The sequence below is a fragment of the Kitasatospora sp. NPDC057965 genome, assembly GCF_042887135.1.
Taxonomy (GTDB): Bacteria; Actinomycetota; Actinomycetes; order Streptomycetales; family Streptomycetaceae; genus Kitasatospora.
This window is the reverse complement of the sequence record NZ_JBHVPZ010000004.1, coordinates 278,052-295,416: the sequence shown is the minus strand read 5'-3', so window position 1 is coordinate 295,416 and position 17,365 is coordinate 278,052. Positions and strand designations below refer to the sequence as shown.

Genomic DNA, 17,365 nt, shown 5'->3' with positions numbered 1-17,365 from the left:
CCGGTCAGTCCTTCGCGGCCGGTTCCGCGGCGGGCGGCTCCGTCGCCGCGGCCGGTTCCGCGGCGACCGCTTCCGCGACGGGCGGCTCCGTGGCGGCCGGCTCGTCGAGCCACGCCTCGGGACCGGCCGGCGCGTACCCGGCGTAGCTCTCCTCCTCGCGCAGCCGGCGGGCGGTGCCGAGCACGAAGACGTCCGCCGCCCCGTCCAGCACCCCGCCGGACGGGTCGTCGCTGCCGTCCCAGCGCACCGGGTCGCGATCCGGCAGCAGGATGTCCCGGACCACCATGCCGACCAGGTAGAGCGTGCCGAGCAGGTGCAGCACGATCGCGAAGTGGTACCAGGACTCGCCGATGCCGTGCTGCTTGGGCCCGGTGACGAAGCCCAGGTGGGACCAGATGCCCAGGGTGTAGAGCACCTCGCAGGCCTGCCAGATCAGGATGTCCCGCCAGCGCGGCCGGGCCAGCACCGCGAGCGGCAGCAGCCAGAGCACGTACTGCGGCGAGTAGACCTTGTTGAACACCACGAAGGCGGCCACCACCAGGAAGGCCAGCTGGACCACCCGCGGCCGGCGGGGCGCCGCGAGGCCGAGCCACGCTATCCCCGCGCAGCTCAGCAGCATCAGGATGGCGATGAAGGTGTCGAGGTTCGCCAGCCCCACGCCCCGGTTCTGCATGAGGATCAGCCACAGCGAGCCGTAGTCCTCGGTGCGGTGCTTGCTGAAGACGTAGAAGGTCGACCAGCCCTGCCAGTTGGCCATCATGATCGGCAGGTTGACCAGCAGCCAGGTCCCGACGGCGCCGCCGAGCAGGGCCCGCAGGTCGCGGGTGCGGCCGGCCCGCCAGCAGAGCACCACCAGTGGGCCGAGCAGCAGCACCGGGTAGAGCTTGGCCGCGGTGGCCAGTCCGATGAACACCCCGGCCCAGGCCGGCCGCGAGCCGGACCACCAGGCCAGTGCGACGGCGGCCAGCGCGACGGCCAGCAGGTCCCAGTTGACGGTGGCGTTGAGCAGCAGGGTCGGCGCCAGCGCGAACATCAGCGCGTCCCAGGGGCGGCGCCGGTGGGTGCGGGAGAGCGCGACCACGGCGACCACCGCGCAGGCCATCAGCAGACCGGCGTTGATCGTCCAGAACCACCGCTCCTGGTCGTGCAGGGACCCGCCACCGGGCGTCAGCCAGGCCGCGATCTGCATGAACAGGCCGGTCAGCACCGGGTACTCCAGGAACTGGAGGTCACCGGTGGTGCCCGGGATCCGGTCCACGTACGGGTGCAGGCCGGCCGCGAAGCCGCGCCCGGAGAACAGGTGCGGGATGTCGCTGTAGCAGGCGTGCACGTACTGCGGCGAGCCGGGCTGGAACCAGGCGGCGTCGTAGCAGGGCAGCTTCTGCGCCATGCCCAGCACCGAGACCACGATCACCACCAGCGCCAGGAAGCGCGCCGGGACCCACCAGGAGACGCCGAGCAGCGCGCGCCGTCCGGGCGGGCCACCGATCACCTCGCTGCCGGCCGCCGCGACCGGATCCTCGTCCGCCGGCACCACCACGGTGTTGGCCTGCGGACCGACCGGCGGCGCGGCCGGGGCCTCTTCGTCACGAACGCTGGACGTCATGGCGGACATCCTGCCGCACCCCGCCCGCCCGTACGAGGATGCCCCTGCCCCTTTTCCGCGGCAGGACGGCGCCGACCGGGCCACCGGCCGCCGGGGTACCGGCACGAATCGCTCCGAATACGGCGAAACGGCGGTGGGAGGCTCCGGAGAGCCTCCCACCGCCGTTTCCGGTCACCGTCCGACGGCGCCCCTACTGGACCGCCACGTTGCCGTTCGGGGGTGCCGTGGCCGATCCGCTGGGCTTGGGCGGCCTGGTGGTCGGACCGCCGGTCGCCCCGCCGGCGCCGCCGCCCGGGTCGGTGGTCGGCGGCGTGGTCGGCGAGGAGCAGCCGATGACGGGCAGACAGCTCGGCGACGGGTTGGTGCCGCCCGTGCCACCCGCACCGCCGGTGCCCGCACCACCGGTGCCGCCGTTGGTGCCGCCGGTACCTCCGGTGCCGCCGCCGGTGCCACCACCGGCCCCGGTGCCGCCGGTGCCCCCGGCTCCGCCGGTGGTGCCGCCACCGTTGGTGCCGCCGTTGTTGCCACCGCCCGGGTTCGGGTTGGTCTTGGTCGGCGCCGGCTGGGTGGGCACGGTGCCGGGGCAGTCCACGCCGGGGACGCAGACCGGCTCCTGACTGGCCGGCGGCTGGACCGGCTGGCCGGCGTTCGGGTCCGTCGGGGCGGTGGGCCCGGTCTCGGTCGTGGTCGGCGTCGGCATGGCGCTGGCGGTGCTGGGCGCACCCGAGGAGTCGACCTGCGAGCCGACCGGCTGCGGGGTCGGGAAGTCCAGCTTCTTCTCGTTGGCCAGCGCGGCCTTCATGTACCGGGTGAAGACGTCCGCCGGGACGTCACCACCGTGCACCGAGTCCTTGCCGCCGGTGCCGTTCAGCGAGAGCCGCCCGGGGTGGGCCGCGTCCTCGCGCCACATCGCCACGCTGGTGGTCAGCTGCGGGGTGTAGCCGACCCACCAGGCCGACTTGTTCTCGTCGGTGGTACCGGTCTTGCCGGCCACCGGGCGGCCCAGGGTGTTGGTCTTCTTACCGGTACCGTTCTTCGCCACGTTCACCAGCACATCGGTGATGTTGTCGGCGACGGCCGGCTCCAGCGCCTGCTTGGTCTCGTGCTTGCCGAAGCCGGGCCGCTCCTTGCCGTCCATCAGCACCTTGGTGACCGAGTACGGGTCGGCCTGCTTGCCGCTGGCGGCGAAGGTCGCGTAGGCGTCGGCCATCCGGATCGGGCTGATGGTGGAGACGCCGAGCGGGAAGGTCGTGGTCTTCGACTCCTTCTCGATGTTCTCCTTGCGGATGCCCATCGCCTCGGCGATCTGCATGACGTTCTGGCCGCCGACGTCCTGGTTCAGCTGGACGAAGGGGACGTTGTAGGAGTACTGCATGGCCATCCGCAGCGAGACGTAGCCGCGTCGGCCCTTCTCCTCGTTCTTCTGGTGGTAGGGCTTGCCGTCGTCCCCCATCACCAGCGAGCCGTCCGGCTTGCGGATCTCCGACATGTCGTCGGAGAGGTAGCGGCTGTCGGCGTTGATCCGCTTCGGCTTGCCCTTGTCGTCGGTCGCGGTCATCACGCCGGTCTGCATGGCGGTGGCCAGCACGAACGGCTTGAAGGTCGAGCCGACCTGGACGCCCTGGGCGTCGGCGTTGTTGTCGTGGTGGCCGTTCTCCACGCCGTCACCGCCGTAGAGGGCGACGATCGCACCGTCGTTGGGCACGATGCTGGCCGCGCCGAACTGGACGAAGTTGTCGTTGTCCGGGCGCTTCTGCGGGTTGAGGGTCTCGCCCTTGACGTCGTCCACGGCCTTCTTCAGGGCGTCGACCTTGTCCTTCTGGAAGGTCGTGTAGATCTTGAAGCCGCCCTTGTCGATCGCCCGCTGGTCGATCGACGAGTCCTTGGCCATGACGTACTTGTTGGCAGTCTCGACCAGGTAGCTGATCTGGCCGTTCATGTTGGCCGGCGGGACCTGCTTGATCGGCTCGGGGAAGGTGGTGCACTTCGCCCGTTCCTCGGCGGTGGTGTTCTTGGTCTCCACCATCCGGTCGAGGATCCACGCCCAGCGCTCCTGAGCGCGGTCGTGGTTGCCCTTGATGGTCGGGTCGTAGAACGACGCGCCCTTGAGCAGGCCGGCCAGCATGGCGCTCTGGCACAGGTCCAGGTCCTTGGCGTTGACGCCGTAGTACGCCTGGGCGGCGGCCTGGGCGCCGGTCGCGCCGCGGCCGAACCAGCTGGTGTTCAGGTAGCCCTTGAGGATGTCGTTCTTCTCGAACTCCTGATTGACCTTCAGGGTGATGAAGAACTCCTTGAGCTTGCGGGAGAGCGTCTGCTCCTGCGTCAGGTAGGCGTTCTTCACGTACTGCTGGGTGATCGTCGAGGCGCCCTGGGTCTGTCCGCCCTTGGCCATGTTGATCACGGCGCGCATCATGCCCTTGGGGTCGATGCCGCTGTCGGTGCGGAAGGTCGAGTTCTCCGCCGAGATGACCGCGTTCTGCAGATTGGGCGAGATGTCGGCGAGTTCGACGATCTGCCGGTTGGTCTCACCCTTGCGGACCATCTCGGTACCGTCGGCCCAGTAGTAGATGTTGTTCTGGTCGTCCACCAGGGCGTTGAGCTTGGGGATCTCGGTCGTCTGGTAGACGTAGAAGACCCCGCCCACGCAGGCCGCGGCGAAGAGCAGGACGCCGCTCAGCCACTGCCGCCAGGACGGCAGCCAGCGGCGGAAGCCCCGCTTGCCGAAGCGCGGGTAGTCGATGAACCGCTTCTTGCCGGGAGCCGCGCCCCGTCCGGCCGCGGCCGCGGCGGCGCCGCCGGCCTCCGCACCACCGCGCCGGCCGCCCTTCTGGGCCGCCTTGCGCATCTCGGCGCGGGTCATCCGGGGCTGCTGGGCGGTGTCCCGCCCGCCCTGGGGTCTGCGCCGGCCGAGGCCCTCCGAACCGAGCTCGTCGGGCCCGGGGCCCGCCGCTCGCCCGTTGTCTCCGCCCGGGGGACGACCGTCGCCACCTGGCGACCTGCGCCGTCGTTCGCTCATGTTCCAGCTACTCCTCGCCAGGCCGGTCGAGCCTGAAGGCAGGGTCCACGTCCGATGCCCGCAACCGACCTAACCCCGGAGGTGGTCCTCGTGCACACGCGACAGCGTACGCAGCCTGGAATCCGAACCAATCGGGCATCAATCGCCAATAGCCGCAAAACGGCAGCAGATCATTACACGCCCGTTGCCAAGCACACCCGCGCGTCGCCTTGTGATCACATTCACGCGCGTCCCCCTTGCCGGTTCGAAGGGCCAGGTTTACTGTTCTCGATATATCGAGCCGATACATCGGAGCGACATACCGCCGAGCCAGGCGGGTCGCGGACCGGCCGGGGAAGGGAGGACGACAGCAGTGGGCAGGCGCTCAGGAGTGCTGGAGTTCGCCGTTCTCGGACTGCTCCACGACGCCCCGATGCACGGGTACGAGCTGCGCAAGCGGCTCAACGTCCTGCTCGGCTCGTTCCGCGCGTTCTCCTACGGGACGCTCTATCCCTGTCTGAAGAGCCTGGTGGCCCAGGGTTTCCTGGTCGAGGACAACCCTGACGTCGAGTACGTCCCGGCCACCGCGCTCAACGGCAAGCGGTCCAAGATCGTCTACCGGCTCTCCGCCGAGGGCAAGCAGCGGTTCGAGGAACTGCTCGCCGACTCCGGCCCCGACGCCTGGGAGGACGAGCACTTCGGCGTGCACTTCGCCTTCTTCGGCCAGACCGACCGGGCCGTGCGGATGCGCGTGCTGGAGGGCCGCCGCAGCCGGCTGGAGGAGCGCCTGGAGCGGATGCGCAACTCGCTCGCCCGCGCCCGCGAGCGGTTCGACGACTACACCGTCGAGCTGCAGCGGCACGGACTGGAGTCGGTGGAGCGCGAGGTCCGCTGGCTCAACGAGCTGATCGAGACCGAGCGGGCCAACCGCACCGGCCGCACCGGCCCGTCGGCCGGCACGACCGGCCCCTCAGTACCCAGGACTTCGGACGGCCGAGGCGAGGAGGACGGGTCCGTGGACCCGCCCGGGCCACCGTACGACCGCCCGGGGCGCTCCGACCAGGAGCGCTGACACCGCGCCAGCCCTGTGCCGCGCGGCAGGAGCGGGCGCGTCACGCGCCCGTCAGCAGTCATCGAAGAAGCAGGACGAGTCCCGCCGACCCTCGGCGGCGCTCATGAGATCACAGGGAGCAACCGGAATGGGTTCGGTTCGCGTAGCCATCGTGGGTGTGGGCAACTGCGCCACGTCGCTGGTGCAGGGTGTCGAGTACTACAAGGACGCCGACCCGGCCGGCAAGGTCCCCGGGCTGATGCACGTCCAGTTCGGTGACTACCACGTCCGTGACGTGGAGTTCGTCGCCGCCTTCGACGTCGACGCCAAGAAGGTCGGCCAGGACCTCGCGCACGCCATCACGGCGTCCGAGAACAACACCATCAAGATCTGCGACGTGCCGCCGACCGGCATCACCGTCCAGCGCGGCCACACCCTCGACGGTCTGGGCAAGTACTACCGGGAGACCATCGAGGAGTCGGACGAGGCCCCGGTCGACGTCGTCCAGGCCCTGAAGGACGCCCAGGTCGACGTCCTGGTCTGCTACCTGCCGGTCGGTTCCGAGCAGGCCGCCAAGTTCTACGCCCAGTGCGCCATCGACGCCAAGGTCGCCTTCGTGAACGCCCTCCCGGTGTTCATCGCCGGCACCAAGGAGTGGGCGGACAAGTTCACCGAGGCCGGCGTGCCGATCGTCGGTGACGACATCAAGTCCCAGGTCGGCGCCACCATCACGCACCGCGTGATGGCCAAGCTGTTCGAGGACCGCGGTGTCATCCTCGAGCGCACCATGCAGCTGAACGTCGGCGGCAACATGGACTTCAAGAACATGCTCGAGCGCGAGCGCCTGGAGTCCAAGAAGATCTCCAAGACCCAGGCCGTCACCTCGCAGATCCGCGACCGCGAGCTGGGCGCCAACAACGTCCACATCGGCCCCTCGGACTACGTGGCCTGGCTGGACGACCGCAAGTGGGCCTACGTCCGCCTGGAGGGCCGCGCGTTCGGCGACGTCCCGCTGAACCTGGAGTACAAGCTCGAGGTCTGGGACTCCCCGAACTCCGCCGGTGTCATCATCGACGCCGTGCGCGCCGCGAAGATCGCCAAGGACCGCGGCATCGGCGGCCCGATCCTCTCCGCCTCCTCGTACTTCATGAAGTCCCCGCCGGTCCAGTACTTCGACGACGAGGCCCGCGAGAACGTCGAGAAGTTCATCCGCGGCGAGGTCGAGCGCTGAATCTGAGCCCCTCCGGGCACTGAGCCCGGTCCGCTCGGACTCCGAACGGGCCCACGGTCGGCAGCCGTGGGCCCGTTCATCTTTTCCCGGCGAATGTTTCACGTGAAACACCGGCCCCTTCCATGGCACTCTGGGCACGTGGCGATCACCGAGAACGGCAGTACCCACCGGGCCGCGCACCGCGCCACGCTCCTCGACCTGCTGCGCGGCCGTGACTTCCGCCGGCTGCTGACGGCCCGGGTGCTGTCCCAGCTCTCCGACGGCGTCTTCCAGGTCTCCCTCGCGGCCTACGTGGTCTTCTCCCCGGAGAAGCAGTCCTCGCCGGCCGACATCGCCTCGGTGCTGGCCGTGATGCTGCTGCCGTTCTCGGTGATCGGCCCCTTCGCCGGTGTGCTGCTGGACCGCTGGCGCCGCCGCCAGGTGCTCTACCTTGGCAACCTGGCCCGCTTCGGGCTCGGCCTGGTCACCGGCGGACTGCTCCTGATCCAGGCCCCGACCTGGCTCTTCTTCGCCTCCGCGCTGCTGGTCACCGCGCTCAACCGGTTCATCCTGGCCGGCCTGTCGGCGGCGCTGCCCCGGGTGGTGCGCGGCGAGCAGCTGGTCACCGCCAACGCCCTCTCCCCCACCCTGGGCACCGTCGCGGCGGCCTGCGGCGGCGGGCTGGGCTTCCTGCTGCACCAGGTGATGCCCCCCGGGCCGAAGGCCGACGCCGCCCTGGTCTGCCTCGCCGCCGTCCTCTACCTGACCGCCGCGCTGGCGGCGCTGCGGATGGACCGCGACCTGCTCGGTCCCACCCACCACCCGGACCGCCCCGCGCTCGGCCAGGCGCTGGTCCAGGCCGCCCGGGAGCTGCGGGCCGCCGTCACCCACCTGGTGCGCGACCGCCGTCCGGCGGCGCACGCGCTGGCCGCCGTCACCGCGGCGCGGTTCTGCTACGGCGTGCTGATCGTGGTCGTGGTGATGCTCGCCCGCTACACCTTCAACGACCCCACCGACAGCGCGGCCGGCCTGGCCACCCTGGGCCAGGCGGTCGGGCTCTCCGCGGCCGGCTTCTTCGTCGCCGCGGTGATCAGCCCCTGGTGCAGCCGGCGGCTCGGGCTGGCCGGCTGGATGACGCTCTGCCTGGCCGCGCCGGTGTTCTTCGTGCCCGTGCTCGGGCTGGGCTTCCGCCTGGTGCCCTGCCTGATCGCGGCGTTGCTGCTCGGCGTGGTCACCCAGGGCACCAAGATCTGCGCCGACACCGTGGTGCAGGAGTCGGTCGAGGACGACTACCGGGGCCGGGTCTTCGCCATCTACGACGTGCTCTTCAACGTCGCCTTCGTGGCCGCCGCCCTGGTGACCGCCCTGGTGCTGCCGCTCTCCGGCCGCTCGGTGCCGGTCGTGCTGGGCGTGGCCCTGGTGTACGGAGCCTCGGCCGTGCTCTACCTGCGCACCGCCCGTCGCACCGGACCGCTCCCCGGGGACGTCGGCGCGAGTCGCTAAGGTACGTCAGATCTGTCGGAGCGACAGCAGTCTGTCTCGGGGGACAATCTGATGAGCACACCGCCACATCCGTACGGACCACCACAGCCGTACGGCCCCGCGCCGGTCCCGCAGCCCTACGGCGCGCCCGTGCCCCAGCAGTACGGACCGCCCCAGGCGACTCCCCCGTACCCGGCCCAGTCCCAGCCGTACCCGCCCCAGCCCTACCCGGCGCAGTACCCGGCCCAGCCCTACCCGGCCCAGCCGTACCCCCAGGCCCCCTACGGCCACCCCTCCCCGCACGGCTACCCGCCGGCCGCCCCGCTCCCGGCCGGCGCACCGGCCGCGAAGGGCCACGGCAAGGCCCGGCTGAAGGCGGCCGGCCTGGTCCTGGGCGTGATCACCCTGATCGTCGGCTACTTCGTCAGCGGCCCGAGCGTCAGCGGCGCCAAGGCCGGCGACTGCGTCCGGGCCGCCGGCTCGCGCGACGTCTCGGTGGTCAAGTGCACCGACAGCAAGGCGAACTACAAGGTGCTGGCCGCGTTCGAGTCCACCACCGACACCACCAAGTGCCGAAGCACCGCCGGCACCACCAGCACCGTCTCGGGCAAGAGCGGCCGCCGCTGGAACAAGAAGCGGTACGTGCTCTGCCTCGGCCCGCTCACCGGCGTCCCGCCGGTCAAGAAGTCCTGACCGCCCGCCACCCGACCTTCCTTCCGGGGGATCCCCTTGTCCGTTCCGCCGCCGCCCCAGATGCCGTACGGCTCGACGCCGCCCGCCGACGGCGCCAACCCGTACGCCACCGGGAACCCGTACGCCGGCGCCCCGGCCCCGCAGCCGCCGGCCGCCCCCGCGCCGGCCGGCTACGGCTACCCCGCCGCCCCGCCACCGGCCGCGCCGCCCGGGTACGGCGTGCCCCACCAGGCCCCGCCCGGCGGCTACGCCTATCCGCCGCAGGCCGCGGGCTACCCGCCGCAGGCCGGGGGCTATCCGGCGCCGGCCGGCTACGCCCACCCGGGCGGACCGGTCTGCCGGTTCTGCGGCGGCTTCCCGGCCGTCGACACCACCGTCCGGGGGCACCAGGGCATCATCATCATCATGCGGTTCCTGAAGCAGCCGGGACCGTACTGCCGCACCTGCGGCACCGCGATGGTCCGCGACATGTCGGCCCGCACCCTGGTCCAGGGCTGGTGGGGCTACCTCTCCGGGATCTTCACCGTGGTCACCCTGCTGCGGAACCTCGCCGCCCACAACCGGATCAAGGAGCTGCCGCCGCCCGCGCCCGGCACCCACGGACCGCAGCTCGACCCGGGCGTGCCGCTCACCCGGCGCCCGCACATCTTCATGCTGCTGCTGCCGGTGCTCGGAATCGGCTCGACGATCGTCCTGATCGCGACCGGCGCGTTCCTCGGCGCCCGGCACGACGACGACCCGTACCGGCCGCTGGTGCTGCCCACGCCGACCACGGTGACCGTCCCGGCGCCGACCTTCTCGCCGACCCACGCGCCGAGCCCCTCGGTGCCGCCGGTGCCGGTGCCGACGATCACCCTGCCGACCCCGTCGGCCGGTTCCAAGGTGCCCAGCGACATCGACTTCGCCAAGGCCGGCGACTGCCTGCGCAACGAGAACGGCACCTCGGCCACCCACGACGCCAACCCGCGGATCACCATGCTGCCGTGCTCCGACACCCGGGCCCAGTACAAGGTGCTCAAGAAGGTCTACGCGACCAGCGACAACGAGAAGGCCTGCGACGACGTCACCGGCACCGAGAGCACCTACACCCGTGAGTCCAGCACCGAGGCGCTCAGCTTCGTCCTCTGCCTGAAGAAGCTCTGAGCCCCTGGCAAGCGGCGGGGGCGGCCCCGGGAGGAACCCGGGACCGCCCCCGCCGACCGCTCCGCGGCCCGGGACACGGCCTACTGCTGGGCGTCCCACCAGGAGCGCAGCGCGGCCACCGCGGCCTCGTGCTCCAGCGGGCCGTGCTCCAGCCGCAGCTCCAGCATGTGCTTGTACGCCTTGCCGACCATCGGGCCGGGCTTGAGGCCGAGCAGCTCCATGATCTGGTTGCCGTCCAGCGCCGGGCGGACGGCGTCCAGCTCCTCCTGCGCCTTGAGCTCGCCGATCCGCACCTCCAGTCCGTCGTAGGTGCGGGAGAGCGCGGCGGCCTTCTTCTTGTTCCGGGTGGTGCAGTCCGAGCGGGTCAGCTTGTGCAGCCGCTCCAGCAGCGGTCCGGCGTCGGTGACGTAGCGGCGCACCGCCGAGTCGGTCCACTCGCCGCCGCCGTAGCCGTGGAAGCGCAGGTGCAGCTCCACCAGGCGCGAGACGTCCTCGGTGAGCTCCTTCGAGTACTTCAGGTCACGCATCCGCTTGCGGGTCATCTTGGCGCCGACCACCTCGTGGTGGTGGAAGGAGACCCGGCCGTCCGACTCGAAGCGGCGGGTGCGCGGCTTGCCGATGTCGTGCAGCAGCGCGGCCAGCCGCAGGGTGAGGTCCGGGCCGTCCTGCTCCAGGTCGACGGCCTGCTCCAGGACGGTCAGCGAGTGCTCGTAGACGTCCTTGTGCCGGTGGTGCTCGTCGCGCTCCAGCTGCAGCGCGGGCAGCTCGGGCAGCACGTGGCCGGCCAGGCCGGTGTCGACCAGCAGCCGCAGGCCCTTGACCAGGTGCTTGGCCAGCAGCAGCTTGTTGAGCTCGGCCTGGACCCGCTCGGCGGAGACGATGGCGATCCGGTCGGCCATCGCGGTCATCGCGGCGACCACGTCGGGGGCCGGGTCGAAGTCCAGCTGGGCGGCGAACCGGGCGGCCCGCATCATCCGCAGCGGGTCGTCGGAGAAGGACTCCTCGGGCGTGGCGGGGGTGCGCAGCACCCGGGCCTCCAGGTCCTCCAGGCCGTGGTGCGGGTCGACGAAGCCGCGGCCGGGCAGGTCGACGGCCATCGCGTTGACCGTGAAGTCGCGGCGGACCAGGTCCTCCCCGATGGTGTCGCCGTAGGTCACCTCGGGCTTGCGGGAGGTTCGGTCGTACGCCTCGGAGCGGTAGGTGGTGATCTCGATCAGGAAGGAGCCCTGCGGGGTGTCCTTGCGCGCGCCGACCGTGCCGAAGGCGATGCCGACGTCCCAGACCGCGTCGGCCCAGCCGCGGACGAGCTTGAGCACCTGCTCGGGGCGGGCGTCGGTGGTGAAGTCCAGGTCGTTGCCGAGCCGGCCCAGCAGGGCGTCCCGGACCGAGCCGCCGACCAGCGCGAGCCGGTGACCGGCCGCCTGGAACCGGCGGGCGATCTCGTCGGCGACCGGGGACACCCGCAGCAGTTCCTGCAGCCCCAGGGTCTGGGCCTCGCTCAGGCCGGGGACGACCTGGACGGCGGAACTGGAATGATGGGCGCCGGTCGGGTGGGCGGTGGGCTCATTGGCAGTGGACACGGCTCACAAGGGTACGTGGCCCGGCGGCCCGGCCGCCCGCGCGTTTCCACCCGCTCACTCCCCGGCCCGCAACACCGCCCCCCTCACCACATCGTTACCATGCCGGTGGAACGAGTCCGGGGCACCGACGGCGGGCCGCGGTGCCGTGCGCCGTCATGGCCGCCCGGGCGACGGGCGACCACGTTTTCTTCACGGCTGATCCTCACGGCATCCACCACCGCCGGCGGAACATCCGCAGCAGCACGGCACCAGCAGCAGCGATCGAGAACGGCGAGGGCGAACCCGTGAGCGAGGGCGGACCGCGTGAGTGAGCCGGCACGGCACCCGGGACAGCGGGTGGACGACCGCCCCCGGCGGATCCTGCGACGAGCAGCCCGACGGCTGGCCGGTGCCCTCGGCGCCGCGCTGGTGCTCGGTACGGCGCTGCCCGGCCTCCCGGCCGCCGCGGCGGCCCCGGTCGCCGCGGCCGGCGGATCGGCCCAGGTGTCCGAGTCGACGGTCAGCGCCGAGTACCCGGTGACGATGACCATCGAGTCGGTGAACAAGCCGGTGGCCGTCCCCAACGGCATCGTGACCATCTCCGGGCACGTCACCAACGGCGGGAAGTCCGTCCTCAAGTCCGCGCACGCGACGGTCCGCAAGCCCTGGGCGGGCAAGCCGCTCACCACCCGCAGCGAGCTCGCCGGGGTGGTGAGCCGGACCACCCCGCAGGGATCGGACGGCATCTCGCTGGACAGCCCGCAGTACGCGCTGAACGAGCTCGGCCCCGGCCAGAGCCAGCCGTACACGCTGAGCGTGGCCGTCTCCGACCTCCAGCTCACCACCGAGGGCGTGTACGAGCTGGCGGTGGACGTCTGGGGCTCGACCACCGACAACCCGCGCGACCGCCCGCTGGGCATCAGCCGCACCTTCCTGCCCTACAACCCCACCCCGGCCGAGGCGCAGCCGTCCAAGGTCACCACCATCTGGCCGCTGGTGCACGCTCCCGTGCTGGCCGCGCAGACCCTCTCCGACAACGACCAGACCGTCCCGGTGCTGCGGGACGACAGCCTGGCCGCCGAGTTCGCGCCCGGCGGCCGGCTGAACGCGCTGGTCGAGACGGGCTCCACGATGACCGGGCTGACCTGGGTGGTCGACCCGGACCTGCTGGACACCGCGTTCGCGATGACCAAGGACTACCGGGTGCAGAAGCCCGGCACCGAGGGCAACGCGGCCAAGGACGACAACACGGTCCGCGGCACCGGCACCGCCGCCGCCACGGCCTGGCTGGAGAAGCTGCGGGCCGCCGTCGCCAAGCCCGGCACCCAGGTGGTGGCGCTGCCCTACGCCGATCCGGACCTCGCCTCGATCGCGCACAACGCCGCCGAGCTGGAGGGCATCGACGCCGCGCTCGGCAAGGCCGCCACCGCCGGCCGGCTGACCGTCGAGGGCCGGCTCTCGGTGGACACCCGGGCCGACGTCGCCTGGCCCTACCGGGGCTACCTGGACCAGCGGATCGCCTCGGTCGCCCAGCGCGCCGGCGCCGGCCTGGTGCTGGTGAACGGCGCGAGCATGCCCGAGTCGGACGCGCTGAAGTACACCCCCGCGGCCACCCGGCCGATCGGCAACGGGCAGACCGCGGTGGTCGCCGACCAGCTGGTCTCCTCGCTGTTCGAGGAGGACCTGGCGACCCCGCAGAACCAGACCCTGGCGATGCAGCGGTTCCTCGCCGAGACCTTCGTGATCTCCCGGCAGGAGCCGCAGAACCCGCGCGGCCTGCTCGTCATGCCGCCGCGCGAGCTCACCGCCGGCACCGCCAAGGTGCTGGCCAACGCCCTCCAGGCGGCCCAGGACGGCAAGTGGCTGGAGCCGGCGAAGCTGGACGCGCTCGCCGGGGCGACGCCCGACCCCAAGGCCAACACCACCGTCCCGACGCCCGCCGACTACCCGGCCCGGATCCGCGACTCCGAGCTGTCCGCCGCCGACCTGACCACCACCACCGGGATCCAGTCCGACCTGGACACGCTGATGCGGGTGCTGACCCTGCCGCAGCGGGTGCGCGGGCCGTTCAGCGCGGCCATGGTCCGCTCGCTGTCGACCGAGTGGCGCGCCGACGCCCCGGCCGGCACCGTCTACCGCGCCGGCGTGAAGCACTACCTCAAGGAACTCACCGAAGCGGTGAAGGTGCCGCCGAAGCGCGTCATCACCTTCGCCGGGGACACCGGTGTGCTCCAGGTCAGCGTCCGCAACGACCTCACCCAGACGGTCACCAACCTCAAGCTGGTGCTGACCCCGGGCCAGCCCAACCGGCTCCGGGTCGAGATGCCGGCGGAGGAACTGGTGCTGCCCGCCTCGCAGAGCGTCACCCTGCGGTTCCCGGCCGAGGCGAAGAACAACGGGCCGGTGAGCATGACCGCCCAGCTGTACACCACCGGGCCCGACCCGAAGCCGTACGGCGAGCCGGTGGTCTTCCGGGTCGACGTCACCTCGGTCACCAACGGCGTGCTGTACGTCTTCGGCGGCGGCGCGGTGCTGCTCCTGCTCGCGGCCGTGCGGTTCCTGCGCCAGCGCAAGCGCCGGGTGGCGCACGACGACGAGGGCGACGCGCCGCTCGCCCCGGCGGACGGACCGGACGGCGGATCGGGCGAAGGACCGGCCGGAGGACCGGGCGACGGCCCCGGGAACGGACCGGACGAGGACCCGGCGGACGGGCCGGAGAACGGGCCGGAGCGCGACGACGGCCCCGGCGCCGCCACGGACCGGGCCGGCCCGGCCGCTCGGACACCGCACCACGGCAGCGCGGATGGCCGGGATCGGGCCACCAGTGATGAGAAGGTTGGTCCTTGACACCGCCGATACCGCCCGACCCCGGGGCGGCCTCCCCCACGACAGCGAAGAGGTGACATGACCGGGCGCAGCGAGGAGCGGCCTCCGGGCCGCGGAGAGGTCCGTCCGGGCGCCGAGTCGCCGTCCGGCGACTGGTACGTGGCCGACACCTACGCCCAGGACCCGTACGCGGCCGACGCGTACCAGGGCGGTCCTGGCGAGCAGGACCCGTACGGCCTGCGGGCCGCCCGGCCCGCCGCGCCGCAGCAGCCGGCGGCCGCGTACGACGTGCCGCCGCAGCTGCCGCCGCACGGCGGTGACTACCCGGCGCCGGTGCCGCCGACGCCGTTCTCCCCGCCGGTGCCGCCGGTGCAGCCCGGCTGGGACACCCCGGCGCCGGCCGGCTGGCGCGACGGGCATCCGCGGGACGCCGCCCCGGCGGGTCCGGCCGCTCCCGCGGGTCCGGGTGCGCCGGGTGCTCCGGCCCCCGGCTGGGGCGGTGAGCCGCAGTGGCAGCCCGGACCGGCGCACTCCGCCTGGGACTCCGAGTCGACCGAGTACGTCGGCGTGGACGCGCTGTTCGGCGGGAACCAGGTGACCGCCGAGGCGCCCCGCCCGCCGGCCCAGCAGTCCCCCGCCCAGCAGCCGGCGGCCCCCCAGCCGCCCGCCGCGCCGGTCCCGCCCGCCCCGCCCGCGCCGTTCCCCCCGGCCGGCGCGTACCCGGGGCAGCACGGACCGCAGCACGGACCGCAGGCCCCGTACGGACCCGGCCCCGGCGGCCACCCCGGCGGCCACGGTCCGGACGGGCACCGCCCCTTCGTCCCGCCGATCGAGTTCGACCCGCCGCTCGCCGAGGACGAGGCCACCATGCAGGTGGCCGCGGTGCAGCTGCCGCCCGCGGTGGAGCCGCTCGCCGACCTCGCGGCCGAGGAGCAGTCCGCCCCCGCCGCCCCCCTGGACGACGCCGGGAAGACCTCCGGCGGCGGCAAGGTCGCCTCGCTGCTGAACTCCAGTGCGATCATGGCGGCCGGCACCCTGGTCTCCCGGGGCACCGGCTTCCTGCGCACCATGGTGATCGCCGGCGCGATCGGCATCGCCGTGATGGGTGACTCCTACAACGCGGCCAACACCCTGCCGACCCTGCTCTACATCCTGATCGGCGGCGGCGCGCTGAACGCCGTCTTCGTGCCGCAGCTGGTCCGCAGCATGAAGAACGACGCGGACGGCGGCACCGCCTACGCCAACCGGCTGCTCACCCTGGTGATGGTCGGCCTGGCCGGCGTGGTCTTCCTGGCCGTGCTCGGGGCACCGGTGCTCGTCCAGCTGATCGCCCACTCGATGATGGAGGACCCGGCCCGCGCGGACACCACCGTGGCCCTGGCCCGGTACTGCCTGCCGACCATCTTCTTCATGGGCATCCACGTGGTGATGGGCCAGATCCTCAACGCCCGCGGCCGGTTCGGCGCGATGATGTGGACGCCGGTCCTCAACAACATCGTGGTGATCTTCACCTTCAGCGCCTACATCTGGGTCTACGGCGGCTTCGACGGCACCCACGTCACCCCGGAGACCATCACCCCCGAGGGTGTCCGGCTGCTCGGCATCGGCACCCTGGTGGGCCTCGCGGTGCAGTCGCTGGCGATGATCCCCTACCTGCGGGCGGCCGGCTTCTCCTTCCGCCCGCGCTTCGACTGGCGCGGCCACGGCCTGGGCAAGGCGGCCCGGCTCGCCAAGTGGACGTTCTTCTTCGTGCTCGCCAACCAGGCCGGCTTCCTGGTCATCACCCAGCTGGCCACCGCCGCCGGCAGTGACGCCGAGGCGGGCGGCCACGGCGGCGTCGGCCTCGCGGCCTTCTCCAACGCCCTGCTGATCTGGCAGCTCCCGCAGGCCGTCATCACCGTCTCGATCATGAGCGCGGTGCTGCCCCGGCTGTCCCGCGCGGCCGCCGACGAGGACGCCGGCGCCGTGCGCGACGACCTCTCCTACGGGCTGCGCACCACGGCCGTCGCGGTCGTCCCGGCGGCGTTCCTCTTCCTCTCGCTCGGCCCGGCCATCGGCCAGGCCATCTACGCGGTGGGCGGCGGCGACACCGCCCTGGACAACGCCCGCAACGTGGGCCTGATGCTCTCCGCCTTCGCCCTGGGCCTGATCCCCTACTCGGCGCAGTACGTGATGCTCCGCGGCTTCTACGCCTACGAGGACACCCGCACGCCGTTCTCCAACACCGTCTGGGTGGCGGCCTGCCAGGCCGGCTTCTCGCTGCTCTGCTGGGTGCTGCTGCCCGCCGAGTGGACGGTCACCGGAATGGCGCTCGGCTACGGCCTCGCCTACGCCGTCGGGGTGACGGTCGCGGTGCCCAAGCTGAAGAAGAAGATCGGCGGCCTGGACACCAAGCGGATCGGCAAGACCTACTCCCGGCTCGCCACGGCCTCCGTCCCGGCGGCCCTGGTGGGGCTGGGCGCGAGCCTCGCGATCACCCGGGTGGTCGGTGGCTGGGCCGGGGCCGTGCTGACCGTCGTGCTGGCCGGCGGCCTCCAGCTGGCCGTCTTCGTGCTCATCGCCAAGCGGCTGCGGATCGAGGAGCTGAACGCCATGCTGGGTATGGTGCGCGGCCGACTGGGCCGCTGACCCGGCATCGGGCCGCCGCGCTCCCCGGACCGTCCCGGGCCGGCGCCCGGCGGCCCGATGCCGATCTGCATCACATCTCTCCACCAACAGGCAACCGCGCAGACCTTTCGGCGGTCGTACCCGGTGGAGAACAGTGGGCACAATTGTCCTGGAGCACCGGGGCCACCGGCCG

10 protein-coding genes are annotated in these 17,365 nt (G+C 72.3%); 7 read left to right on the top strand and 3 right to left on the bottom strand.

From position 1 onward, the window contains the following. Positions 1-4: 4 nt before the first annotated feature. On the bottom strand, positions 5-1,606 hold the full coding sequence (locus ACFVVU_RS07135; protein WP_380687620.1) for a glycosyltransferase family 87 protein: 1,602 nt from the start codon (positions 1,604-1,606) through the stop codon (positions 5-7). Between the two features lie 190 nt (positions 1,607-1,796). Continuing rightward, on the bottom strand, positions 1,797-4,466 hold the full coding sequence (locus ACFVVU_RS07130) for a transglycosylase domain-containing protein (protein ID WP_387788647.1): 2,670 nt from the start codon (positions 4,464-4,466) through the stop codon (positions 1,797-1,799). A 508-nt stretch (positions 4,467-4,974) separates the two neighbouring features. On the opposite strand from ACFVVU_RS07130, the gene ACFVVU_RS07125 reads away from it, so the two are divergent. The 5 genes from ACFVVU_RS07125 (at position 4,975) to ACFVVU_RS07105 (ending at position 10,180) form a co-directional block, all read left to right on the top strand. Next, positions 4,975-5,673 carry a helix-turn-helix transcriptional regulator gene (locus tag ACFVVU_RS07125; protein ID WP_380686384.1) on the top strand — a complete coding sequence of 233 codons (699 nt, stop codon included), beginning with the start codon at positions 4,975-4,977 and terminating at the stop codon, positions 5,671-5,673. A gap of 127 nt (positions 5,674-5,800) precedes the next feature. After that, positions 5,801-6,883, top strand: coding sequence for an inositol-3-phosphate synthase (locus ACFVVU_RS07120; RefSeq protein ID WP_355362533.1), 1,083 nt, complete (start codon positions 5,801-5,803; stop codon positions 6,881-6,883). A gap of 138 nt (positions 6,884-7,021) precedes the next feature. After that, on the top strand, positions 7,022-8,365 hold the full coding sequence (locus tag ACFVVU_RS07115; RefSeq protein ID WP_387788646.1) for an MFS transporter: 1,344 nt from the start codon (positions 7,022-7,024) through the stop codon (positions 8,363-8,365). 51 nt (positions 8,366-8,416) lie between these two features. Then, positions 8,417-9,037: a hypothetical protein gene (locus tag ACFVVU_RS07110; RefSeq protein ID WP_387788645.1), complete on the top strand. Its 621-nt coding sequence runs from the start codon at positions 8,417-8,419 to the stop codon at positions 9,035-9,037. A 36-nt stretch (positions 9,038-9,073) separates the two neighbouring features. Further along, positions 9,074-10,180 (top strand): hypothetical protein, encoded by a 1,107-nt coding sequence (locus ACFVVU_RS07105; protein ID WP_387788644.1) that lies wholly within the window; start codon positions 9,074-9,076, stop codon positions 10,178-10,180. Positions 10,181-10,260: 80 nt separating this feature from the next. Here the strand turns inward: ACFVVU_RS07105 and ACFVVU_RS07100 are convergent, their stop codons facing one another. Next, positions 10,261-11,682, bottom strand: coding sequence for a CCA tRNA nucleotidyltransferase (locus ACFVVU_RS07100; RefSeq protein ID WP_387788695.1), 1,422 nt, complete (start codon positions 11,680-11,682; stop codon positions 10,261-10,263). Between the two features lie 381 nt (positions 11,683-12,063). On the opposite strand from ACFVVU_RS07100, the gene ACFVVU_RS07095 reads away from it, so the two are divergent. Together ACFVVU_RS07095 and murJ are read left to right on the top strand one after the other, a co-directional pair. Further along, positions 12,064-14,586: a DUF6049 family protein gene (locus tag ACFVVU_RS07095; protein ID WP_387788643.1), complete on the top strand. Its 2,523-nt coding sequence runs from the start codon at positions 12,064-12,066 to the stop codon at positions 14,584-14,586. A gap of 57 nt (positions 14,587-14,643) precedes the next feature. Further along, positions 14,644-17,193 (top strand): murein biosynthesis integral membrane protein MurJ, encoded by a 2,550-nt coding sequence (gene murJ / locus ACFVVU_RS07090; protein ID WP_380684536.1) that lies wholly within the window; start codon positions 14,644-14,646, stop codon positions 17,191-17,193. Positions 17,194-17,365: the final 172 nt, after the last annotated feature.